Genomic DNA, 23,791 nt, shown 5'->3' with positions numbered 1-23,791 from the left:
ATCTCAGGCGAACTCGCAGGTGACGCTGGCGTTGCCAAGGATCGTTGCGTGGACTTGTTTCAGGTTCTCGCCTGTGGCCATCGCATCGAGTAAACGGTCTGCAACCAGTGGCAATACATGAACGTCAAGCAAGTGGTCGATCAGACGTGCACCGCTATCGCTCTGGGTGCAGCGTTCAGCCAAGTGATCGACAAGGCTCTGGCAGTAGGTGAAATCCAGTTGTCGATAGCGCAGGCGCTCGCCCAATCGAGCCAGCTTGATTTCGATCAACTCGCGCAGTACCGGAGCGCCCACAGGGTAGTAAGGCACTACGCGCATACGCGCCAGCAGCGCCGGTTTGAAGTGATTGACGAGTATCGGTCTGATGGCTTCTTCGAGCGCCTCGGCGGTCGGTTTGGCATCGTTCTCGCACAGTTCAATGATGCGATCGCTGCCCAGGTTGGAAGTCATCAGGATCAGTGTGTTGCGAAAATCTATCTCGCGTCCTTCGCCGTCGTTCGCAACACCCTTGTCGAAGATCTGGTAGAACAGATTGAGCACGTCCGGATCAGCTTTCTCTATCTCATCGAGCAGTAGCACGGAATACGGTTTCTGGCGCACGGCCTCGGTGAGCATGCCGCCCTCGCCGTAACCGACGTAACCCGGCGGCGCACCGATCAGGCGCGACACCGTGTGTTTTTCCTGGAACTCGGACATATTGATGGTGGTGATGAAACGGTCGCCACCGTACAACAGTTCGGCAAGGGTCAAAGCTGTTTCGGTCTTGCCGACTCCACTCGGACCAACCAGCAGGAATACACCGGCCGGGGCATCAGATTTGTTCAGACCGACAGCAGCAGCGCGCATCGAACGGTCCAGAGCATGCACGGCCTGTTCCTGACCACGAATGCGCAACCTCAGATCTGCGGCGAAGTTTGCGACCCTGGCATTGTGTTCACGGGCTAACTGAGCCAAAGGTACGCCGGTCCAGGTGCTGATCACTTCAGCCACCAGGCGCGGGCAGACCTCAAAGCTCACCAGTCGGTCATTGGCTTGCAGGTCGGTCAGGCGGCGGTAGGTTTCGTTGAGCGCGGTTTCGAGGGTTTCGACACTTTGTGCACCAGGCTTGGCGGCCATTTCTCGAGCCTTGGCCAACTGTTGACGCAGGTCCAGCAAACGCTCGGCCAACTCTTTCTGTTCAGACCACAGCAGTTGCAGCGCGATGCTTTCTTTTTCAGCTTCATCCAGACGGGCTTCGAGCGCATCCAGCGCTTCGCGGTCTATCGATAGACCGGCGTGCGCATCACGACGCAGGGCCTGGCGCTGACGGCCACCTTCGATCAGTTCACCGCGCAAGCGCTCCAGGCTTTGCGGCGCGGCAGCAAGGCTGATGCGCACCCGGGCGCAAGCCGTGTCCAGTACATCCACTGCCTTGTCCGGCAACTGACGTCCGGACAGGTAACGCGCCGACAACTCGGCGGCAGCAACCACCGCGTCATCCCGCAGGTAGATTCCGTGGCTCTTCTCATAGACCTTGGCCAGACCACGCAGGATGGTCACGGCTTCGTTAACGGTCGGTTCGTGCAACTGCACCGGCTGGAAGCGGCGCGCCAGGGCCGGGTCTTTTTCGAAGTATTTTTTGTATTCCGCCCACGTGGTGGCGGCGATGGTGCGCAATTCGCCACGGGCCAGGGCGGGCTTGAGCAGATTGGCGGCGTCAGTAGCACCCTCGTTGCCGCCCGCACCGATCACGGTATGGGCCTCATCGATGAACAGAATAATCGGCTTGGGCGAGACTTTGACTTCGTCGATCAAGCCTTTGAGACGGCGCTCGAACTCACCCTTGATGCTGGCCCCCGCCTGCAACAGGCCCATGTCCAGCGATAGCAGTTCGACGCCTTTGAGCACTGGCGGCACTTCACCAGTGGCAATACGCGAAGCGAGGCCTTCGACGACGGCGGTTTTACCGACGCCTGCCTCCCCCACCACAATCGGATTGTTCTTGCGACGTCGGGCGAGAATGTCGACCATTTGCCGGATCGCGCCGTCGCGGCACAGCACCGGGTCCAGTTTGCCGTCGCGGGCTTGTCGGGTGAGGTTGTGAGTGAAGCGCTGCAAAAGGGATTCACCCGGTACGACTGGATGGCTGGCCGGTTTTTCCTGTTGGGACAGGGCGATCGCCTTGAGGCGCTCCAGGTTGAGTTTCGCCAGCAAAGGCAGGTAGCGACTGCCCACGTATCGAAACGGGTTGCGCAGCAGTGCGAGGATCAGCGCGGCCTGTCCGATATCGGTCCGGCCCAATTCGAGGCTTGCTGCCAGCAAGGCATCCTGTAGCCATTGCACCAGTTCCGCCGAGAACACCGGATTGCGCGAAGCGCTGTGTTCGACCTGCGATTGCAACGTGGCGCTCAACTCGCCGGCGTCCACTTGCGCATCCTGCAAAGCCTGGCTGAGCAAGCCTTGCGGGCGTTCCAGCAGGCCAAGCAGCATGTCCTCGACAAGAACCTTGTAACCGCCACGAGCCACGCAGCGTTCAGCGGAGCGCTCGAGGTCGCGGCGGGTTTCGGCGTCCAGCGCCTTGATCAGCTGCTGCAGATCCACATTGCTCATGACTTTCACATCCTTAGTGAGTTTTGCTGCCCAGGGTGACGACACCGTCTGCGCTCTCGCGCCCCAGCCAACTGGTCCATCCCAGATGACAAACGTTCTGCTCGCCGATGAACAGCTCGCGTATTTCTTCCTGGCGCAACACCAGGCGAATGTCGTAGTCCAGCGGGTCACGCAGGGTGAACCGCACCAGCGCGCACAACGACTGGTAGCCAAAGCCGATCGGGAGGAATTCGTGAAAGTGTTGCCAGTCCAGTTCGCGGATGTGGATCCGGAACTTGCCACTGCTATCGCGCACGCTTTCGCCCAGCACCACATCCGCGCCGAGAGCTGTGTTGACACGCCCCAGACGGTTGCGTTGCGCGTGGACAATTGCCACGCGGCGTTCGATGCACTGTTCAATGGTCAGCGCGGCATGCTTGAAGTAGTAACGCAGCACCGCTTCGTTAAGTGCCGCCGAATGCGCGCGCAGGCTGAGCAAGCCGAGGTAAGGCAGCAGGCGCTTCCAGTTCAGCTCCCCAGCACGACGAATCTCCTCGCCGCCCAGGCCGATCAGCGCGAAAAGCTGTTTGGAGAACGGATCAAGCGCACCACTCTGGAAGCTGGCGCGGTAACGGTATTTCTTCCAGATCGGCAACATCAACCGCTGCAAGCGATGGTGGAACAGGTCCAGAAACTGTCGGGTCGGATTGCCATCTTCGCTGTCGCCCAAGGCCTGCTCGCCATAGAACGCCGGTAGCGGTGAGCTGGCCCCCACAAGACCCATAAGGTTGAAACGCATGCGCGCGCGCATCTGTCCGTATTCGTGGAAAAACTCGACGCGGTCCACATCACTGCCTGGAAACCCCAGGCTGGGGTTGGCCTGAAACTCCAGATGGTCGTACAAATCATCGTGGCTCAGGTGCGGGTGAGCCTCGCGCAGACGCTCAACTACCAGTAGCACGGCCTGATAGACCGAGTATTCGCGTATGCCTCGGGTCAATCCGCTTAGAGCAGCGGCTGAAGGCCCATACGTGGTGTCCATTGGTACACCTCTCCCTGTGTGCTGTTGACCCGCAGTTCGTGAAACGAATTGAGGCTGGCATAAAGCGCAAAAAATTCGTTGAGAACGGATGCGAAAACGAACAGATCGCCTTCACCGATATAGCCTTCCGGATCGATGGTTAATTCGGAACGCAAGCCCCGCACCGGCAAGCCTCGGTGCAGTCGATCAACATGCTGATGCCTGATGGATTTGAGCCCGCCCAGCAAACGCTTGCTGACACGCTCCGCCTGTTGGTCGAAGTAGCGCGGCAAGTCGTAGGTTTCGAGAATCACCTTCAGCGCATTCACATCGGCCAGGGACAGATAGTTGAGCGACATGTTGCTGATCAGCTTCCACAGGAAGTCCTGGGTCAGCGGCGGCGCATAGCTTGAGGTGGCTGGAGTGATGTTGCGGAAGCTCAGGAACTCAGGTGTGCCCTCACAGGCCATGCAGATCTGGCCCAGCTTGAGCTTTCGCGGCAGATTCTGGTTGGTGCAGGTGAGTTCGATCGACAGGGTTTCATGAGCTTCCTTGTGGCGAATGCCAAAGCTCAAGTAGGTGTCCAGGCCATCGTGCAGCGAGGAAGAGCGCTGGCGGATGCTGTAGTGGGGGCTGCTGTCTGGCACGTCGAAACTGGGGTCGTGCTCGAAGGATTCGAACGGCACGTATTCCTGGTAACCCAGGCCACCGGGTATCCAGCCGACGACTTTTTCGATGGCAAACACGCCGCAGTGTTCCAGGTCGAATTCGGCGGGTAACAGCAGGTATTCGTCCTGCTTGCCGTCAAGGCGGATTGGCAAGGCGTCGTGCTGGAACAGATTGACGATCGGCGTGCAATGCAGCTTCACGTTTTCCAGCGTCGGGCGCATACGCAGGATGCCGCTCTCGCGGATATCGAAACGCAACTCCAGGCCTTTCATTTGTTCGAGGGCATCTTGCGGCAGGTTTTTGAGCACACTCAGGCCATCGACGTCGACGAACAGGAATTTGTCCTGGAAAGCAAAATACTCCTGCAGGTAGCGATAGCCGCGGAAGGTATTGAGTGGGTAGGGAATCAGTGCTTCTTCTTCGGCGAACCCCACGGGCCGTACCCGGTCGCTCGGCAACTTGAATGTCAGGGGCCGGCCACCCACAACGTTGACGGGATCGCCGGCAGCATCCAGGGGAATCAGTTCGATGCCGTCCAGGTTACGCAGCAGGCACAGATAGAGCATCTGGCTGATGTAACGCTCACCGGCGAAATGCAGTCGCAGACGACTCAGATCCAACTCACCAAATTGCCCTTCGGCACTCATCGCCAGGCGCAGGCTCAACAGCGAACCGTCTCCCTTCACCGAGTACGTCAGCGCCGCCAGTTCCAGGGCCTGAACCTCCGTGGGGTAGCAGGTGCGGAAACGACAACGCACGTCATCGACCGGCATGCTCTCAACCGGTGTATTGCGCCCTACCCTCATTGGCGGGCCTGCGTGCTCGAGCGGGTCGAACTGCAGGATGCTGAACGCGGGCAGCGGCCGCATGTAGTTGGGCCACAGGAGTTGCATCAGCGAATGGCTGAGTTCTGGCAACTCGTCATCCAGTTTCTGACGTAGTCGTCCAGTAAGGAACGCGAAGCCTTCGAGCAACCGCTCTACGTCCGGATCCCGCCCAGCCTGCCCCAGGAATGGAGCCAACGCTGGGCTACGCTCGGCGAATCGGCGACCTAGCTGGCGAAGTGCGGTGAGTTCGCTTTGGTAATAGTGGTTAAAGGACATGGCGTACCTGCCTGGTGATAGGGCTCGAAAAACAGTGGGTTCCTACTTGGGTGGCACAAACGGCGCAGGCGTATGCGAATTGCCAATAATGATGGTCCCGGAGCCTGCGATGACTTCATTGCCATGGCTACCGACCGATCCCACAGTGGCCGCTGGCTTGCCGTTGATCAAAACCGTCGTCGCCAGCCCTCCCACCAACGTTCCTCCGCACTCCGACGCATCGCCTTGACGGGCAGCCGGGAGACCATCGAAAAACACGTCGGGGGAACCAGTGGCGATCGGGTTGTTTGCGTGGCCGGAAATCGCGCAAGCGGTGGGGTCGGTAACGCGGGCAGCGGGTTTACCAGACATACATGTCTCCTTGATTGACCTTGACTTGACCGCTGCCATCCAGGCACGCGGAGAAACTGACCTGACGCTTGAAGCCATCAACCTCCAGCAGGCCTTCGATGCTGAAGGACAGTCGGAGCTGATCGTGTTCTCGCGGCAAGGAAATGACGCGCACATTGCTCAGGCGCGGCTCGTAGGCTTCGATGAAACTTTCAATGGCCAGACGGGCCTGACTCAGAGCGTCGTGCAGACTCAGACGCATGTCATTGAGATCGGGAAGCCCGTAGTCGGACAGCGTTTGCACACTGCCCGCGCGGGTGCTGAGCATTTTGGCCAGATGGGCAGCCACGGACGCCGTGGCGGAGACTTCACGGCTCCAGCCGACACGTTCATCCGCGTCACCACCCAGGCGTTCGAAAAAGCTGCCGTATCCGTTCATGAGTGGCTCCGCTTACTCTTTGTCCAGCTTGCCGATCAGCGACAGGGTGAAATCAGCCCCCATGTATTTGAAGTGCGGCCGCACGTTCAGGCTCACGCGGTACCAGCCCGGCTCGCCTTCCACATCGCTCACGATGATTTGGGCGGCACGCAGCGGACGACGACCACGAACTTCGGCACTCGGGTTTTCCTGGTCGGCGACGTACTGACGGATCCACTTGTTGAGTTGCAACTCAAGGTCGGTGCGCTCTTTCCAAGAGCCGAGCTGCTCGCGCTGCAGCACTTTCAGGTAATGCGCCAGGCGGTTGACGATCATCATGTACGGCAGTTGTGTGCCGAGCTTGTAGTTCAGTTCAGCCACCTTGCCTTCTGCACTGTTGCCGAAGAGCTTTGGTTTCTGCACCGAACTCGCGGAAAAGAATGCTGCGTTGTCGGAGCCTTTGCGCATGGTCAGGGAGATGAAACCCTCATCTGCCATTTCGTATTCACGACGGTCGGACACCAGCACTTCAGTCGGAATCTTGGTCTCGATTTCGCCCATGCTTTCGAAATGGTGCAGCGGCAGATCATCCACCGCGCCTCCGCTCTGCGGACCGATGATGTTCGGGCACCAGCGGAACTTGGCAAAGCTGTCAGTGAGCTTGGTGCCGAACGCATAGGCGGTGTTGCCCCAGAGATAGTGCTCGTGGCTGTTGGCGACGGTTTCCTTGTAGGCGAACGACTTGACCGGATTATCTTCCGGGTCGTACGGGTTGCGCAGCAGGAAACGTGGCACGGTCAGACCCATGTAGCGGGAGTCTTCCGACTGGCGGAAGCTCTGCCATTTGGCGAACTGCGGACCTTCGAAGTGATCCTTCAGGTCCTTGAGATCAGGCAGGCCGGTGAAGCTTTCCAGGCCGAAGAATTTGGGGCCGGCAGCCGCGATGAACGGCGCATGGGACATGCAGGCCACGCTGGAGACGTATTGCATCAGTTTCACATCCGGCGAGCTCGGGGACATGAAGTAGTTGGCGATGATCGCGCCTACAGGCTGGCCGCCGAACTGGCCGTATTCAGCGGTGTAGACGTGCTTGTACAGGCCAGACTGCATCACTTCCGGAGAGTCTTCGAAATCGTCCAGGAGGTCGTCCTTGGAGACGTTGAGAATTTCGATCTTGATGTTTTCGCGGAAGTTGGTGCGGTCAACCAGCAACTTCAGGCCACGCCACGACGACTCCAGCGACTGGAAATCGGGATGATGAAGGATTTCGTCCATCTGCCGACTGAGCTTGGTATCGATCTCGGCGATCATGCGGTCAACCATGGCCTTCTTGACCGGCTCACCGTTGTTTTGCGGTTTGAGTAGTTCCTCAATGAAGGCCGAGACGCCACGCTTGGCGATGTCATAGGCATCATCGTCAGGCGTCAGGCGGGTTTCAGCGATGATGCTGTCGAGGATGCTGTACTCGCCGTTCCCGGCACTTTTCTGCGGTGCTGCACTGTTGCTCATGGTGTTGGCTTCCTTGGCTGATGGAACTCAGGCGTCGGGGGCTGCGGCATTCAAGCCCAGCTCACCCAGCACGCGATCGCGGGATTCGTCGTCGGCGAGCACGCCTTCGATGGCTTTGCGGAACGCCGGTGCATTGCCCAGCGGGCCTTTGAGGGCCACCAGCGCATCGCGCAGTTCCATCAGTTTTTTCAGCTCGGGCACCTGATCGACCAGGTTGGCCGGATTGAAGTCCTTCATCGAGATGACGCGCAGTTTCACGGCCAGCTCTTCGGTGTCGCTTTCTTCCTGGAGACGGTTCGGCACGCTGAGTGTCAGTTGCAGTTCCTGCTTGGCCAGCACTTCGTCGAAGGTCATGTTGTCGATACTGATCGGCTTGCGATCCTCGACCTTGCGCTCGTCCTTGCGGTGCGTGTAGTCACCGATTGCCAACAGTTTCAGCGGCAGTTCAATCTCTTCCTGGGCCCCGCCAGTGGCGGGTTTGAAGGTGACATTGATGCGTTCCTTGGGGGCGACCGAGCCTTCTTTGGCCATGGGTTTTCTCCTTGCGGTTGTGGCCCTGAGGCCTATTCGAGTACCACTTCAAGGTCGAGGTGGCACAGCCTGCGGTGAATCTCTTCCTTGCATTCACGCACTGCATGGTTCTGGGGCAGCAGTTCGCAACAGCCATGCAGCAAATGCAGCACTTGCAGCGCAAGATCCGGCTCCCAGGTGTTGAGGCCCGAGTCCTGCAGTGACCGGTCCAGCGTTTCGAGTTGGATCCTGGCCAACTCGTACTTCTTGGCCATGAAGCACAGCCGTGCGAGAGCGAACTGCCAGAAGAACCGGGCGCGTCCGCTTTGAGCGTTTTTTTGCATGCCTTGTTTGAGGATCTGTACAGCGGCCTTGAGTCCGTCCTTGCGCAGGATCGGCAATACTTCATCCAGGGCCAGTTCCCAGGGAGGCTGGGTTTCGGCAGCCTCGGCCTTGCGTGGTGCAATGGCGCGTTGCAGGTGAGGCAGGACGCTAGCGCTGATCCAGGCGCGGGTGGCGGCATCGGCGAACGGTACACCGTCGTGGAAGCGCAACTCGATGATGCCCGGCAGGCGCTGAATGAAAAGCGCGAACTGAATCTCCACCTCACGCATGGCCAGTTCCGCATTCAAGCCTTGCAGACACTCCCAGGCCATCCGCTGGCCATCGAACCAGAACGGCGATTTCCCAAGGCTCGCCTCCAGTTCCACCAGCAGGTCGGCATAGGCGCCCTGGTCATAACGTTCCTGATAGGACTTGAGTTTGTCCGCCGGCAACCCGCGCAGGGCGGTGATGTGTTCGGCATTGCGTTCGGGGACAGCGTCGATGGGTAACCACAGCAGCGTACGATTGAGGCGCAAGGCGCGCAGGTCGGTGGCTTTCTGCTTGAGCCACCAGGCACACAAAGGTCGTGCGCTTTCCTGCTGCGCGCGCAACGCTTTGTGGGCTTCCTTTTCGTTATCGATCGGCGCGCCAGGGGTGAACAGTTGACTGGCGGCCTGCTTGACCTGTGCCACGGCAGCACCGACCACCCCGGGTTCAGGTTGATTGTCGGCGGCGCGCTGCACCATGCTTTTCAGACGACGGGATACCGGTAACAGCAGTGGTGCGTCATCACCCAGTTGCGCGGTACAAGTGGCGTCGAGACCCTCAAGGTGTTCAACCAGACGCCGGAACATCGGCAATTGTTCTTTAATCGCAACGTTCTCGGTCAGCGCCTGCTCAAGACGCGGCACCAGCCAACTGATGGCTGCGCCCCGGGTACGGGTTTTGATCGGATGTACGTCAGACCAGTGATGCTCGCACAGATGGTGCAGCAGCCCGAGACCGGCCAGTAGCCCCTGGAAGGATTCACGCTGGTACAGGGCCCATGTCAGCCAGGCCCCCACGCGCAAATCCTTGGATTGAGTGCGCAGCAGACTTTCACTGTGCTCGCGGATTTTCAGCCAGTCGATCTGGCCGCTTTCATGCATGGACCGAGCCTTGCCCAACTCGCTTTCCAATGCCTCATATTCACTCGAAAAACGAACGTCCTCGCCCGCGAAACTCTCTTTGGAAATAGAGGTTTTCGCGAGTTCGAGATACTGGGCGGAAAGCTTGTTTGAGTAGGACATCCGAGACCTTTATTCAAAGGGTTATTCCACGGCCTTTAACTAGCCGGGATGAAAGACAACAACTTCAACGCCGATGTGCAATTGAGCCAAGTCTTACTGACCAGAGAGCAGAGCCTTTATCAGAGGCGAACCCAAAAACTATGCGATCAACTACATGAAGCGAATGCATACCGCGCGAGAGATACTCACGTATTTGCGGTGCGAAGACATTCACCTAATACATACACTTCAATAGCAATCTGAAACCCGCGAATCAGAGCTGATCCGGCGGCACCTTGGCTCCTTACCGGAAGGAGGTCTGTCTCCAGACACCTCACGAGCCTCCAAAAAATATTTTTTATTCAGAAGAAACGTCGTCTGCGAAGGCTACCCTAATGACAGAAAAAGAAATACAGAAGAATATTCCTAAAAACAACTAAGAAATTTCCTACAAAAATGAAACCGTTATCTACACCAATAAGAAGACACCAATGCTACCCCACAATCATCATGCGCAAAAAGTTGCGCAACAACGAAACCAATACTCAAAACAGCAAACAGTGTAAAAGACTTCTCTCTTCTAACGAGGCGAGCTCATGCCAAAACCTTACTCTCTAAAATTCTGATATAGAAAGCATAAGATATTGCAAAATGAGTAAAGGCTCTGGATTGCCCTTTGCGGTGCCCCTTCATCACAAAAATGACCGCTCTCGCACCGCCAACACAACGACCCGTGGTAGCGAACCAGCTCACTCCCACGGGAATTGCTGCTTCTCACTCTTCGAGCTCGACCACCTCAAACTTCACCTGATCCGGATAAAACGCCAGGTATTCACGAATCTGCGATACCGACACTTTCGGGTTCTCGTAACTCCACACTGCATTGGCCCCCTCATGCCCCGGGACTTGCAGGCTGAAATAGCTGGCATCGCCCTTGTACGGGCAGTAGCTGGTGTGATCGGTGCGGGCGTAGTACTTCTCGTCGATGTCTTCGCGCGGCACGTAATACACCGGCGGGTAGTTGGCCTCCAGCAGCACCAGCGCGCGCGAGGACGCGGCCACCTGGATACCGTGGAACTTCACCAGCAGACAGCCGGGTTGCTCGGCGATGGTGATGACAGGACTGGGACCGGTGCTTTTCATGAAATTCGTTCCTCATGACGGTGATTGACCTGCGGGAGCGCTGCCGGGCCTTGATGGACGGGACAGCGGCCCCAAAACCCGAGACCACGATGTATCAGGTATAACCCAACTTTGACCGGCGCGACGACCTCACAGCCGAACGGGGCGTGCAAACAAGTGCAACGCATTGACTGTACATCCATACAGATAATGGTTGCTCCAATGCTCATCTATCGCCATTCTGTGCACCTCTGCGAATCCTGATCGACGATGGTGGTTATGCGGCTGTACCTCTGTGAAAAACCTTCCCAGGCCAAAGACATTGCCGCCGTGCTCGGTGCCAGGCGTCGTGGTGATGGCTGCTGGCTGGGAACGGACGTCACGGTGACCTGGTGCATTGGCCACCTGCTGGAAACCGCGCCGCCGGACGCCTATGACGCGCGCTACAAGCGCTGGGTGCTGGCTGACCTGCCGATCATTCCGGACAAATGGAAAATGACCGTCAAACCACGCACCGCCAGCCAGTACAAGGCGGTCAAGCGCCTGCTGGGCGAGGCGTCCGAACTGATCATCGCCACCGACGCCGACCGCGAAGGCGAGATGATCGCCCGGGAACTGGTGGAACACTGTCGCTATCGCGGACCGATCCGCCGCCTGTGGCTGTCGGCACTGGACGATGCCTCGATTCGCAAGGCCCTGGCCGCACTCAAGCCGGGAGCCGAGACCTTCAGCCTTTACCATTCGGCCCTGGGCCGCAGCCGCGCCGATTGGTTGATCGGCATGAACATGAGCCGGCTGTTCACGCTGCTCGGGCGACAGTCCGGCTACCAGGGCGTGTTGCCGGTCGGCCGGGTGCAAACCCCGACCTTGCGCCTGGTGGTGGATCGCGATCGCAGCATCGCCGACTTCGTCCCGGTGCCCTACTGGGCCATCGATGTGCAACTGCTGCATGACGGTACCGCGTTCACCGCGCAATGGCGTGCCCCTTCCGATGTCTGTGACGATCAGGATCGCTGCCTGAATCAGGGGCTGGCGCAACAGGCCGCCGCGGCGATGATGGGCACAGCCAGTGCCCGGGTGATCAAACTGCGCACGGAGCGTATGCGCGAAGTGGCGCCACTGCCGTTCGATCTGGGCACTCTTCAGGAAGTCTGCTCGAAGAAGCTCGGACTGGGCGCCCAGGAAACCCTCGACATCGCCCAGGCGCTGTATGAAACCCACAAGGTCATCACCTATCCGCGAAGCGACTGCGGCTACCTGCCGTTGAGCCAGCACAGCGAGGCTCCGGCGATTCTGGCGGCGCTGCGCCAGGCGGATCCGGCGCTTGACGCCCTGCGCGATCACCTCGAACCACAGCGCCGCTCACGGGCCTGGAACGATGTCAAGGTCAGCGCACACCACGGCATCATCCCCACTGCGGCGGCAAGGAATCTTGAGCGCTTGAGCGGCAAACACCGCGCGGTCTACACGCTGATTCGTGCACGTTATCTGGCGCAGTTCCTGCCCAATCACGAATACGATCGCACCCAGGCCGACTTCGACTGCGCAGGCCAGGCCTTGCGCGCGGTGGGCAAGCAGATCGTCGAGCCCGGGTGGAAACGCGCCCTGCCCGAAGCCCTGGCACCGGCCAAGGGACGTGAAGCGCCGGCGCCGCAGACGTTGCCAAATCTGCGCGAAGGCATCGATTGTGCGGTGGACAGCGTGCAGCTCAAGGACCTCTGGACCCAGCCGCCGAAGCCCTTCACCGAGGGCGACCTGATCAAGGCGATGAAGAACGTCGCCAAACTGGTGGAAGATCCGCTGCTCAAACAGAAACTCAAGGACACCACCGGTATCGGCACCGAAGCGACTCGCGCCTCGATCATCCAGGGCCTGCTGGACCGCAGTTATCTGGTCAAGAACGGCAAGGCGCTGTCTGCCACTCCCGCCGCGTTCAGCCTGATTGATGCCGTACCCCGGGCGATTGCCGATCCGGGCACCACGGCCATCTGGGAGCAGGCGCTTGATATGGTGCAGAGCGGGGAAATGAGCCTCGAGGAATTCGTCACCAAGCAGGCGGCGTGGATGAGCAAGCAGGTCGCCCGTTGTGCCGGCCTGAACATGACCATCAGCGGCCCGGCCAGCCCTGCCGGACGCGGGGCCACACCTTGGAAAAACAAACGCAAGCCGGGCAAACGCAAGGCCTCGACCGGCGCTAAACGAACCACGAAACCCGCGAAGGCTTGAACGCGCGGCGGCGGATGAAATGGCATCGACCATACTGAACAGGCGCCAGCCAGGAGCCCACCAGCATGCTCTCGATAACACTACACGCCGCACACCGGGACGAACTGGAAACCATCGAAAACCTGATGCAGTTCTACACCTACGATTTCAGCGAGTGGCTGCCGCTGGAGTTGGGTGAGCACGGCTTTTTCAGCCTGCAGCCGCTGACGGACTACTGGCGAAATCCCGCAACCCGGCCGTTTCTGATTCGCGTCAATGGCGAACTGGCTGGTTTCGTGACCGTGGATGACAACATCCAGGTGCCCGGCGCCGAGCACAACATCGGCTACCTGTTCGTAGCACGACGCTTTCGCGGCCAAGGCGTCGCCAGGTTTGTCGTTTCCGCCCTCTTGAGCCGTGTTCCCGGTCAGTGGCAGATTTTCCATCTCGACGAAAACCCTTGTGCCAGAGCGTTCTGGGCCAGGGTTGTTGCGGATCTTGCGGCCGGTGAGTTCACTTCGCATCGGCTGATGATCGGTGGCCACCCATGCACCCTCTACCGCCTTGCAAGCCCACGGCCTGCGGCGATCTCCCCATCTTTCTAATTCCAAATCGACTTTGTCCGACAATATGTAGTGACTAAAAATAATCACTACAAAACCGTTGACGCCTTCGATTTGCCCTTGCATGATGCAGACGTCTCCCCGATCGGGAGTACAGGCAACACGTTTGAGCAAGCTCGTCTGACCGCCGAGCTGTTTTTTCCGGATGCACGCTGCCCACAAGGCAGATTGAAGAAGCTGACCTGGCCTGAACGTCCAGTACAAGGACGAGAAGCGCTGGCGATTCATCCTCATGATGCTTGTGGCCGACCCTGAAAACGTCGGCAGGGCCAACAGGTAATCGCTGCTTCTCTTCGTTGTGACGCTAACGCGTAGCAGTTATTCAACACGACTACATGCAACAGACGCAGGAACTCGCCACTACCGGCGAACGACTGCCGACGTCCTGGTTTCGGTGCCAGGGATCAACTAACCGATGGGCTACATGTATTTAGCGAATCAACTTTGAAAGATCACCAAATGGTCAAGGGGGCTCTACCATGAATCTGAACAATCAACCGACTATCGAAGAACTGGCTCGTATGTTCGCGGCGAAGAAAGACACGCTCGACAGCCATATTCTGTGGATCTGCAAATCGGGCAACGTTCACATCGACTGCCTGTCGCCCCACAGCCATGAAGCGGAATTCGACCAGAACAACCAGAATCTGCTGGCCCGCCTGAAGATGTACCGTCGCGGCCAGGGCTACGTCGGCAAGAAAGCCGCCGCCGACAAGGACTTCATGGGCAATGTTCTGCAAACGCTGAAACAGGCCTGGGGATCGATGCAGGGTCAGAATGAAGTTCGGGTGATTGACCGGTTCTGCTAATTAAATAAGTCTTTATCGACTTATAAATAAAGAGGGCCTACTCCCAATAAGAGCAGGCCCTTTTTTATTGCGCCCATGCAGGAGCTGCCGCAGGCTGCGATCTTTTGATTTTTAAATGCAAGATCAAAAGATCGCAGCCTGCGGCAGTTCCTACAGAGAGTGCGTTGTCAGTACCAGTTCAACAAAGGCCAATGCCGCCGCGCTGTGATAGTTGTTTTTGCGTCGTAGCAACGCCGCGCCGCGGCTGGGTACGTCGCCCTTCAGGGCAATCTTGCGCAACGTACGCTCACCCGAGGCAATGGCTTCTGGAAGGATGGTCGCCATGGCGGTATGGCTGATCACCTCCAGCAAGGTGTTCACGGAATTGACCTCGATGGCCACCTTCGGCGTGATCCGGGTTTGCGCGAAGTACTCGTCGATACTGGTACGCGTCACGAAATCCGCAGTCAGTAGTGCGAACTGCAGTTGCGCTACCTGCTCCCTCGTCAGCGCCTCCCGGCTCTCATACAGCGGATGCGCCCGTCCCACCATCAGCCCCAGATTTTCGGTAAAAGCCGGGATCGATTCGATCTCGGCATTCCTCACCTGATCGAACGCAATGGCGATATCCAGCGAGTCATCCGCCAGCCCGGTTTCGATGTCGTCCATCGACATCTCGAAAATCTCCAGATGGATGTTCGGATAGCGCGCCACGTACTGGCTCACCAACGGCCCCACCAGATACGCCATGAAGGTCGGAGTCATCGCCAGACGCAGGCTGCCCCGAGACAGGTCCTTCACGTCATGCAGCGCCCGCTTCCCCGCCTCCAGCTCCACCAGCACCCGCCGCGCACATTCGATGTAGGCCTCGCCGGCGTCGGTGGGCTTGACCGTGCGCGAGGTGCGGTCGAACAGGATGACGCCAAGGGTTTCTTCCAGTTGCCGGATCTGTTGCGACAGGGTCGGCTGTGACACATGCAAAGCCTCGGCGGCCCGGGTGAAACCGCCGTTGTCGGCTACAGCCAGCAGGTAACGCAAATGACGCAGCAGCATAGGATCACCATCTATAGGCAGTACTTATGCTTTGCATTGTAAATCGATCTTGGACGCTATGGGTCAATCGGAAGAATATGGCTTCACACCCAAGCAAAACCTTGCGCAACAGGAGATCCACCATGCTGCAATCCCACGCTTACAACGACACCAGCCTTGCACTGACCGCAAAAATCCTCGATGCCAAGGCGCGCAAAAAACTGTCCTTCGAACAGGTAGCCGAAGGCACCGGTCTCGGCCTGGCCTACGTCACCGCCGCCCTCCTCGGCCAGCACCCACTGCCGGAAAGCGCCGCGAAAGTCATCGGCGAGAAACTCGACCTGGATGCCGACGACGTCGCCCATCTGCAGATCATCCCCCTGCGCGGCAGCCTCGGTGGCGTACCGACCGACCCGACCATCTACCGCTTCTACGAAATGATCCAGATCTACGGCACCACCCTCAAAGCCCTGGTTCACGAACAGTTCGGCGACGGCATCATCAGCGCGATCAACTTCAAGCTCGACATGAAGAAAGTCGAAGACCCGGAAGGCGGTCACCGCGCGGTGATCACCCTGGACGGCAAGTTCCTGCCACTGCGTCCGTTCTGAGTCGAATTCGGCCCGCACCCTCGTGCGGGCCAATCCCCCACATCCATGAGGACGCACCCATGAAAGCGCTCATCGACGGTTTCCTGAAATTCCAGAAAGAAGTCTTCCCGCAACGCACCGATCTGTTCAAACACCTGGCCACCACCCAGCACCCCGGCACGCTGTTCATCACCTGCTCCGACAGCCGCGTCGTCCCGGAACTGCTGACCCAGCAGGAACCCGGCGAGCTGTTCGTGATCCGTAACGCCGGCAACATCGTGCCCTCCTACAGCCCCCATCCGGGTGGTGTGTCGGCCACGGTCGAATACGCTGTCGCCGTGCTGGGCGTGACCGATATCGTGATTTGCGGGCACTCCGATTGCGGCGCCATGACCGCGGTGGCCAAGTGCACCTGCATGGATCACCTGCCCGCCGTCGGCAGCTGGTTGCAACACGCCGAGTCGGCGAAAGTCATCAACGAGTCGCGGCCCCACACCGATGACGCGGCGAAGGTCAGTTCGATGGTGCGGGAAAACGTGATCGCGCAACTGGCCAACATCCAGACTCACCCGAGCGTGCGCCTGGCCCAGGAAAAAGGCCTGCTGAAATTGCATGGCTGGGTGTACGACATCGAAACCGGCTCGATCGACGCACTGGACGGCAGCAGCCGGCAGTTCGTGTCGCTGGCCGAGCATCCGAACACCTGCGCGGTGTTCGCCCAGACGGTCAATGCGGCGTAAGGAAAACAGAGGCAGCGACCGCCAATGACTGGCGGTCGCGAAAGGACATCCTTAGCGTTTGACGCCCAGATCGATCTGCGTCATGCGGCTGCGAACGGTGAACACACCATCGCCCGACAGAATCGCGCTGCGGGCAAACAGCCGACCGCTTTCCCAGTTCGACAGGCCCAGTTCCGGCTTGTTGAGCGCGTACTGACCATCGACCCAACGGGTAATGCCGTTGCCCACGAAAGGCGCGTTGACCGCGTTGTAGAAACGCTCCTGGGTCGCCGCGTCTTCGCTGATCAACGACACCGTGAACTGCGGGCTGTAGCGATTGAACAAGGCGATCGCGCTGTCCAGGTCGTCGACTATCTTCAGGCTGACTTCCGGGGTTTCTTCCCACTCCCATTCGCGACCCAACTGTTCTTCGGACAGCGGCTCGGCCAGCGCTTCGGTCTGATAGCCTTCGGCGCGATACACCTCGACAGTGGCGTCCTTGCAGTCCGCAGGCAAAAACCCTTCGCTGCCTTCGACGATATGCAGTTTGCAGCCTTGGCCACGCGCCTTGCCGGCCTGTTGCAGCGCATCGAGAAACAGCGGCACAAGCTCGGCTGCCCGGTCGCGATGGATCAGACAGACGTTGAGGGTGTTGCAGACCTTGCGGTCCAGGGAATTGCGCACCACGGCGGCAAAGCGCGTGGCATCGGCATCCTTATGGGCGATCAGCCAGGCGCCACCGGTGCCGTGCAGGCTCACGGCGGTGCCGGCCTGTTGCGCGATGCTGCCCAGCTGACTCACCGCGCGACCCGAACCACGGGCCACGGCCAGGGAAAGACGGCGGTCGGCGAACATCGCCCAACCGGCGGCGTGATTGACGCTTTCCACCAACGACACCGCGCCGTTCGGCAAACCGGCATCGGCCAGTGCCGGATTCAAGGCATGGGTGACGATAGCCTGGGCGGTGCCCAACGCATCGCTGCCAATGCGCAGCACGGCGGTGTTGCCGGTGCGCAGGACGCCGGCGGCATCGGCGAAGACATTCGGCCGACCTTCGAAGACGAAGGCGACGATGCCCAGCGGCGACACCACCTGCTCGACTTTCCAGCCGTCGTGCTCGACGCAGCTGATCACCTTGCCCCGGGTCGCAGGCGCATCGCGCCAGGCCCGCAGCCCGGCGATCATGTCGCGGCGCATGCGTTCATCGGCGAGCAGGCGTGTCGTGGAGCGACCACGGGACTTGGCCCGTTCGATGTCAGCCTGGTTGGCTGCCTCGATCAGGGCCCAGCAATCGGGGGTTTCCAGGCGCTGGGCGAACAGGTCGAAGAAGTGGCTGATGGCCTGATCGGACACCGTCGACATCGCCGCAAACGCCGCTTGCGCTCGCTCGATCGCCACCGCTGCCGCCTGCTGGTCGGCCACCGGAATCAACAACAGTTCACCGCTGACCTGCTCCACCAACAGGTGGTCTCCGGGCTGGAAGCGAGCCGCCATTTCGGGGCTGACCACAGTGACACGATTACCGGCGAAAGGGATCGGCGTGCCAGCGACTAGACGTTCGAGCGCAAGAGACATGAAGCGGTTACACCATGCAATGGGCGGGCGGAAAATGTATAGCAAAAGTGACGGAGCGTCACCCGCCCGCGACGGCCCGCCTCAGGCCAGGCGCGAATGCAGCAGGCCCTTGACCGTGCGCATCACCGCGGCGTTGGCCTCCTCCATCTGCCCGACCTGCCGCAGCGCCTCTTCCAGCTCGCCACGGGCGTGAGCTTCCAGCGCCGCCTGACCGCTGCTGTGCACCCGACGATGGGGCTCTTCCATGCGCCGGAAATCGGCATCGCGCTGCTGGGTCTGGTTCTCTTCGCCGTAATACCACTGGCCGAACAGGCATTGGGTTTCATCCGGCAAGGTCAGGGGCGAATGGGGCTTGGGGTTGAGCAGACGATCATAGACCGCGACCTTGAGCGTCAGCTCCTGCAGGTTGGCCAGTTCCACGTTGGACAACAGGTGCGACTGGTCGATGTCCCGTTGCATCTGTTGCGCCTCGCCGTACATGCCGGCCATGGCCTCGGCGGTTCTGTCGATCACCGCACCGAAGGCGCTGGAAACCTGGTTTTGCCGCGAAATCGCCTGCTTGGCTTCGCTGATTTCCTGCTGGATCGCCGAGGTTTCCTTGACGATTTCCCGGGTGGCTTCGGCCGTCTTCTCCGCCAGCAGACGCACCTCGCCCGCCACCACGGCAAACCCGCGTCCGGTGTCGCCGGCACGCGCAGCCTCAATGGCGGCGTTGAGCGCCAGCAGATTGGTTTTACGGGCAATATCGCTGATCAGGTCGACGATGCGGTCAATCTCGCTCGCGCGGCTGACCAGATGGGTGATCACCCCTTCCAGGGCATCGAGCCCGGCGGCCATGACCCGCGATTGCTCCTGCAGATGGGTGACCTGTTCACGGTTATCGATGGCCGCGCGGGCCACGGTTTCGGCGCGCTGGTGATTGAGCTTGAGGCGCTGGTTGAGCATCGAGAACGAATCGCTGACTGGCGACAACGAGTTGCCGCAAGTCAGCAGGTGCTGCGCCAGGCCACGGAAGAAATCCCGGTCGCGCTGCTCGGCCTTGCGGATCGCGACTTGGCTTTCATCAATGCTGCTGGCGAGCACCGGTGCCGGCGTTGACGGCTCGTTGGCAGCCTCGGCAGTTTTCCTACGCCATGTGAAATTCATCTGTATTCCCCGAGCGCAAAGCGCCAAAAAGCCCGGACGATACGAATCATCCGGGCCGGGTAAAAGATCCAATTCGACGAATTAACAGCAGACCAGTCGCTTGCTGGATTACTGATGGCGACGCCAGAACAGCTTCGACAGCAGTGCATCGAGACTGAGCTTGCCGGGACCCGAGAGCACCAGTGGCACCAGCGCCGCCAGGTAGATCAGCGGCAGCTTGAAGTTGCCGTAGCCCTTGTTGGTGATCGAGTAACCCTGGGCCAGTTCGCTCAGGCTCGACCACTCGGATGGCCAGTGCACGGCGGCGGTCGCGACGATGGTGACGACGATCAGACTGACCGCCGAAAACCGCGTGGCCAGCCCCACCAGCAAGGCCAGGGCGCAGATCAGTTCAGCCCACATCGACATTTCCCAGTTCAGCGAAGCCGAGAGGTGATCGAATGGAAACGGAAAGCGGTTCTGGATGTCGGCGAACCAGTTTTCACCGTTGAATTTTTCCAGGCCCGATTCGAAGAACTCCCAGGCCAGGAAAATCCGCAGGGTCAGCGGTGCAATCCAGTCGCCGGCACGGTCAAGGTTCAGGTGCAGGCCTTTGACGGCGGTCGAAATCGAAGTGCTCATGGACGTGGATCTCCTTCAAGTCAGGGATGTCGGGCCGTAGCGAGCCCGGTCAGCGCAATGATCGGCATGGCCAATCGATGAGTGAATTTCATCAGGCCGGTGTATCTGCGATGTGTCGCATGCGCTGGGATTTGAAGGTTTGTTGTGTCAGGAACGGGGCTGTACACACTGTGATACGTAACCCCGCCCCCCTGTAGGAGCTGTCGAATGAAACGAGGCTGCGATCGTTTAAAGGGCAAGATCAAAAGATCGCAGCCTTCGGCAGCTCCTGCAGGGTTGGCGGGTGTACGCGAAATTTGCGGTCAGCCCCCTCGCCACAATCTCCTACAGGGGCGTGAAAACACCTACAGTTTGCCGGTAAGCACCGGATCATCCCACGCAAACCGATAGACCCTGTCGTTCGCCAGCCCGGTGCACTGACCATTGTCCGCATCAGCACCGACAATCGACCACTGCGCCCGCGAGTTCTCGCCCAACTCACGGCTTGCCTCAGGCTTGAAGCAGCGGTTCAGCACCTCGTCCGGCACCAGCGCGTAATCCTTCGGATGCTCGCGCAACCACTGCGCCGCGCGCTCCACCGTGGAGTCGAGCATGCCGAAGTGGACGATCGGCTGGCGGGCGAACAGCCAGTGGCCTTCGCTCCAGTTGACCAGCACCAGGTTCGCGCCCTGGGTCATGGTGTTGGCCTGGGCCATGAGGGTCTGGTTGGGGTTGGTGCCGTCCTTGACCGGCTCGATGAAGCCACGGGCAAACCACAGCACGAACCAGGTCGCAACAATCGCCGGGAAAGCTCGACGCAGGCGCGGTCGCTGGCGGAACCAGCGTTGCAGCAGCCACGGCACCAGCGGCGCGGCGGCCAGTGCCAGCGCCGGCAATGCCGGGTAGATGTAGAGCTTGCGCTTGCCGGCGCTGATGCAGAAAAACAGCAGCACCAGCGCGATCCAGCCGAGCAGCACCAGCACCCGGCCTTCGCGCTTTTGCAGTTGCCGGCGCCAGGCCGGCACCAGCCATGGCAGGACCAGCACCAGCGGCAGCCAGTATTGCGGGATGACGTTGGTGAAGAAGTACCAGAACGGTTCGCGATGGTGCCACGACGCGGCGTAGCGACCGGCGGTCTGGCGCAGCAGGATCTCCCGCGCGTAGGCGATCTCATCCGGGCTGCCGTTGAAGACGATGGACAGTGCCAGCGGCAGCAGCCAGATCGCAATCGCCGCCAGCATCACCAGCAAGCCGAGCAGCCATTTGCGCCCCTGCCCCGGCATCGCCACCACACCCGGCCAGCCCTTGCGCGCAGCAAAGGCATAGGGAATCAGCAGCAGCGCCGGCAGAAAGCCCACGCCCTTGGTGATCACGCCAATGCCCATCGCCGCACAGCCCACGTAGAACCAGCGCCACGCCGGCCCGAGCAGCAGATGACGCGCCAGCCCGTAAAGCCCGAGCGTGGTGAACAGGATCAGGAAGCTGTCGATCTGCCCGGTGCGCAGGATGCTGTAAGTCTGATAGGTCGCCAGATACAGCAGCGCGGCATAACGACCGATACGCTGATTCCACAGCCTGCGCCCCAGGTCGTAGACCATGGCGGTGACCGTCACCGCCGAAAACAGCCCCGGGATGTACAGCGCCAGGTTGGGCTTGCCGGTCAGCCAGGTGAAAAACGCCACCGTCCACATGAAAATCGGCGGCTTGTCGCCGTAGATCTCTCCGGCGCGATGCGGGATCAGCCAGGAACCGTTGTGCAACATCTCCAGGGCGACACCGAGGAAACGCTCTTCATCGACGTTCTGCGCGGAACGCAACCCCAGGCCCGCGCCGATCAACAGCAGGGCAAGCAACATCAGACCCAGGCATTCGACCCTGGGCGTAAAGGTGCGGCGCATGGTCTATTCCTTGAGTTTTCGGCTTTTGGCAATCAGTTGCAGGTTGCGCAGGTAGACGATCGAGCCGAAGGCTTGCCCGGCGATGAACACCGGGTCCTGGCGGTAGATGGCGTAGGCGAACAGCAAGGTGCTGCCGACGATGCTCAGGTACCAGAAGCTCACCGGGATCACGCTGCGCTTTTTGTATTCGCTGTACAGCCACTGCAGGACGAAGCGCCCGGTAAAGGCGATTTGCCCGGCGAAACCGATCACCAGCCACAAGGCTTCGCGGGTCATGATCATCCTTCCAGTTCCTGGGCGTGGGTGTTCAGGCGGGTGCGTTTGATCAGCCACCAGACGCCGATCAGATCGAGGATGCCCACCAGGGCGCGGTCGATATTGCCGTACTTGGAAACCCCGGCCGTGCGCGGCCGGTGGTTGACCGGATGGACGATCATGCGGCCGTTGTGGCGCTGGATCAGTGCCGGAATGTAGCGGTGCATGTGATCGAAATACGGCAGGCGCAGAAACGCCGCGCGCTCGATCAGCTTCAGGCCGCAGCCTGTGTCCGGGGTGGCGTCCTTGAGCAGGCGACTGCGTATGCCATTGGCGAAACGCGAGGCCCAGCGTTTGCTTGCGGTATCGCGGCGGTTGGTACGGTGGCCGGCCACCAGTTGCACGTCGGCGCTGGCCCCCTCGTGGCGCACCAGCGCCAGCATTGCGGGAATGTCCGCCGGGTCGTTCTGGCCGTCGCCATCGAGGGTCGCCAGCCACTGTCCCCGCGCTTCGCGGGCCGCGTGATAGAGCGAGGTGCTCTGCCCCAGCGAGCGCTCGTGATGAAGGATGCGCAAGGTGTTCAGGCCATTGTTGCGGATCTGCCGCAGCTCCTGCAGGGTCGCGTCGGTGCTGCCGTCATCGACGACGATGATCTCGTAGACCTCGTCCGCCATGGCCACGCGTATTTCCTCGAGCAAGGGCTTGAGGTTGTTCGCTTCGTTTTTCGCTGGAATCAGTACGGATACGAAAATGTCCCGGCTCATATGTTCCTGTTCTGCCTATGACCTTTGATGTCATGAAGCTTGTAGAACAGAAATATTTCAGTTTCGGTGGCCTGGAGACATTACCGAAGGTTTTCCAGCTCAAATGCGACTACTTCGCATCGCCGCCACGAGGCTTGTAAAAGCGGAACAGGCCGATGTCCACGGTATTGACGTACTCTTTGGCCCAATCCGGTTTCACCGTGCGGTCATGGAAGTACAGCGCGCCGCCAGTGCGATCCGGCAGTTGTTTGTTCAGCGCCTTGCGCGCGATTTCCTTGGCCAGCGCGTACTGCACCTCTTCCTGCACCGAATCGGACTTGCCGTCACACCACCAGGAGAACTGGCAGCTCTTGGTTTCCGAGCCCTGCTTGACCACGCCACACACGGTATCGGGGAAGCCTTTTTTGCCAAGCCGGTTCATCACCACGTTGGCCACCGCTTCCATGTCGGCAGCGTCCTTGCCCTTGGCCTCCCAGTAGATGGAGCGAGCCATGCAGGTGATCGCATCGTCCAGCGGCGCGGAGCCCTCAGGGTCCACGGCCTGGACTTCGGACTGGGTAATCGCTTCGGTTTTCGGCACCGGTTCCGGGCTGCTCTTCTCGGCCGCCTTCTGCTCCAGCACCTCGGCCTTGTCTTCGGCGACTTTCTGTTTTTCCGCGTCGGCCGCGAAGGCGGTGGCGACAAGCAGCGTCAATGAAAAGCAGGCAGCAATCCAGGGCAGGCGCATGGTGGGGAAGACTCAGTTGGAATTATC

The 23,791-nt window shown here is 60.0% G+C and carries 21 protein-coding genes and 2 pseudogenes; 5 read left to right on the top strand and 18 right to left on the bottom strand.

All coding sequences use genetic code 11. The annotated features are described in order from the left end of the window. Positions 1-3 precede the first annotated feature (3 nt). The 9 genes and pseudogenes from tssH to HNO86_RS12300 form a co-directional block, all read right to left on the bottom strand. Positions 4-2,589 carry a type VI secretion system ATPase TssH gene (gene tssH, locus HNO86_RS12340; protein WP_175377231.1) on the bottom strand — a complete coding sequence of 862 codons (2,586 nt, stop codon included), beginning with the start codon at positions 2,587-2,589 and terminating at the stop codon, positions 4-6. Between the two features lie 13 nt (positions 2,590-2,602). After that, on the bottom strand, positions 2,603-3,610 hold the full coding sequence (gene tssG, locus HNO86_RS12335) for a type VI secretion system baseplate subunit TssG (protein ID WP_175377230.1): 1,008 nt from the start codon (positions 3,608-3,610) through the stop codon (positions 2,603-2,605). Next, positions 3,574-5,361: a type VI secretion system baseplate subunit TssF gene (gene tssF, locus HNO86_RS12330; protein WP_175377229.1), complete on the bottom strand. Its 1,788-nt coding sequence runs from the start codon at positions 5,359-5,361 to the stop codon at positions 3,574-3,576. The genes tssG and tssF overlap by 37 nt, the downstream gene beginning before the upstream one ends. A 48-nt stretch (positions 5,362-5,409) precedes the next feature. After that, positions 5,410-5,712 (bottom strand): annotated as a pseudogene (locus HNO86_RS12325) (PAAR domain-containing protein); the annotation flags it as partial. Beyond that, entirely contained in the window at positions 5,702-6,130 is a 429-nt protein-coding gene (gene tssE, locus HNO86_RS12320) for a type VI secretion system baseplate subunit TssE (RefSeq protein ID WP_175377228.1), read from the bottom strand. The gene tssE and the pseudogene HNO86_RS12325, both read right to left, overlap by 11 nt. Positions 6,131-6,142: 12 nt before the next feature. Further along, on the bottom strand, positions 6,143-7,618 hold the full coding sequence (gene tssC, locus HNO86_RS12315; RefSeq protein WP_175377227.1) for a type VI secretion system contractile sheath large subunit: 1,476 nt from the start codon (positions 7,616-7,618) through the stop codon (positions 6,143-6,145). A gap of 27 nt (positions 7,619-7,645) precedes the next feature. After that, positions 7,646-8,149, bottom strand: a complete 504-nt coding sequence (gene tssB / locus HNO86_RS12310) for a type VI secretion system contractile sheath small subunit (protein ID WP_175377226.1) — start codon at positions 8,147-8,149, stop codon at positions 7,646-7,648. 32 nt (positions 8,150-8,181) lie between these two features. Then, a complete protein-coding gene (gene tssA / locus HNO86_RS12305) occupies positions 8,182-9,741 on the bottom strand; it encodes a type VI secretion system protein TssA (protein WP_175377225.1) in 1,560 nt (519 codons plus the stop codon). Between the two features lie 753 nt (positions 9,742-10,494). Next, a complete protein-coding gene (locus tag HNO86_RS12300; protein ID WP_175377224.1) occupies positions 10,495-10,863 on the bottom strand; it encodes a DUF427 domain-containing protein in 369 nt (122 codons plus the stop codon). Positions 10,864-11,121: 258 nt separating this feature from the next. Here HNO86_RS12300 and HNO86_RS12295 point away from each other — a divergent pair, with 258 nt between their 5' ends. The 3 genes from HNO86_RS12295 to HNO86_RS12285 all read left to right on the top strand — a co-directional run bounded on the left by HNO86_RS12295 (position 11,122) and on the right by HNO86_RS12285 (position 14,479). After that, complete coding sequence (locus HNO86_RS12295) at positions 11,122-13,068, top strand: DNA topoisomerase III (protein WP_175377223.1); 1,947 nt, start codon at positions 11,122-11,124, stop codon at positions 13,066-13,068. 65 nt (positions 13,069-13,133) lie between these two features. Further along, on the top strand, positions 13,134-13,652 hold the full coding sequence (locus HNO86_RS12290) for a GNAT family N-acetyltransferase (RefSeq protein WP_175377222.1): 519 nt from the start codon (positions 13,134-13,136) through the stop codon (positions 13,650-13,652). A gap of 497 nt (positions 13,653-14,149) precedes the next feature. Then, positions 14,150-14,479, top strand: coding sequence for a hypothetical protein (locus HNO86_RS12285; protein WP_175377221.1), 330 nt, complete (start codon positions 14,150-14,152; stop codon positions 14,477-14,479). Positions 14,480-14,629: 150 nt separating this feature from the next. Here HNO86_RS12285 and cynR read toward each other — a convergent pair whose 3' ends face one another. Next, positions 14,630-15,511, bottom strand: coding sequence for a transcriptional regulator CynR (cynR, locus tag HNO86_RS12280; RefSeq protein WP_175377220.1), 882 nt, complete (start codon positions 15,509-15,511; stop codon positions 14,630-14,632). 122 nt (positions 15,512-15,633) lie between these two features. On the opposite strand from cynR, the gene cynS reads away from it, so the two are divergent. Both cynS and HNO86_RS12270 read left to right on the top strand, forming a co-directional pair. Then, a complete protein-coding gene (gene cynS / locus HNO86_RS12275) occupies positions 15,634-16,101 on the top strand; it encodes a cyanase (protein ID WP_175377219.1) in 468 nt (155 codons plus the stop codon). A 59-nt stretch (positions 16,102-16,160) separates the two neighbouring features. After that, positions 16,161-16,820 carry a carbonic anhydrase gene (locus HNO86_RS12270; protein ID WP_175377218.1) on the top strand — a complete coding sequence of 220 codons (660 nt, stop codon included), beginning with the start codon at positions 16,161-16,163 and terminating at the stop codon, positions 16,818-16,820. A 51-nt stretch (positions 16,821-16,871) separates the two neighbouring features. On the opposite strand, the gene HNO86_RS12265 is transcribed toward HNO86_RS12270, so the two are convergent. The 8 genes and pseudogenes from HNO86_RS12265 to HNO86_RS12235 form a co-directional block, all read right to left on the bottom strand. Continuing rightward, a complete protein-coding gene (locus HNO86_RS12265) occupies positions 16,872-18,374 on the bottom strand; it encodes an aldehyde dehydrogenase family protein (protein ID WP_175377217.1) in 1,503 nt (500 codons plus the stop codon). An 81-nt stretch (positions 18,375-18,455) separates the two neighbouring features. Next, entirely contained in the window at positions 18,456-18,833 is a 378-nt protein-coding gene (locus HNO86_RS30570) for a CZB domain-containing protein (RefSeq protein ID WP_256672626.1), read from the bottom strand. A gap of 39 nt (positions 18,834-18,872) precedes the next feature. Beyond that, positions 18,873-19,151 (bottom strand): annotated as a pseudogene (locus HNO86_RS30565) (methyl-accepting chemotaxis protein); the annotation flags it as partial. A gap of 477 nt (positions 19,152-19,628) precedes the next feature. Continuing rightward, positions 19,629-20,141 (bottom strand): DoxX family protein, encoded by a 513-nt coding sequence (locus HNO86_RS12255; RefSeq protein ID WP_175377215.1) that lies wholly within the window; start codon positions 20,139-20,141, stop codon positions 19,629-19,631. A gap of 344 nt (positions 20,142-20,485) precedes the next feature. After that, positions 20,486-22,018, bottom strand: coding sequence for a glycosyltransferase family 39 protein (locus HNO86_RS12250; RefSeq protein ID WP_175377214.1), 1,533 nt, complete (start codon positions 22,016-22,018; stop codon positions 20,486-20,488). 3 nt (positions 22,019-22,021) lie between these two features. Next, positions 22,022-22,300: a lipid-A-disaccharide synthase N-terminal domain-containing protein gene (locus HNO86_RS12245; protein ID WP_175377213.1), complete on the bottom strand. Its 279-nt coding sequence runs from the start codon at positions 22,298-22,300 to the stop codon at positions 22,022-22,024. Next, complete coding sequence (locus tag HNO86_RS12240) at positions 22,297-23,037, bottom strand: glycosyltransferase family 2 protein (protein WP_175377212.1); 741 nt, start codon at positions 23,035-23,037, stop codon at positions 22,297-22,299. Before HNO86_RS12240 ends, HNO86_RS12245 begins: the two co-directional genes overlap by 4 nt. 109 nt (positions 23,038-23,146) lie before the next feature. Continuing rightward, positions 23,147-23,764 carry a cell wall hydrolase gene (locus HNO86_RS12235; RefSeq protein ID WP_175377211.1) on the bottom strand — a complete coding sequence of 206 codons (618 nt, stop codon included), beginning with the start codon at positions 23,762-23,764 and terminating at the stop codon, positions 23,147-23,149. Positions 23,765-23,791: the final 27 nt, after the last annotated feature.

The organism is Pseudomonas sp. C1C7, from assembly GCF_013359595.1.
Taxonomy (GTDB): Bacteria; Pseudomonadota; Gammaproteobacteria; order Pseudomonadales; family Pseudomonadaceae; genus Aquipseudomonas.
Note: the sequence above shows the minus strand (reverse complement) of the source record. Positions and strands in the feature narration are given on the sequence as shown.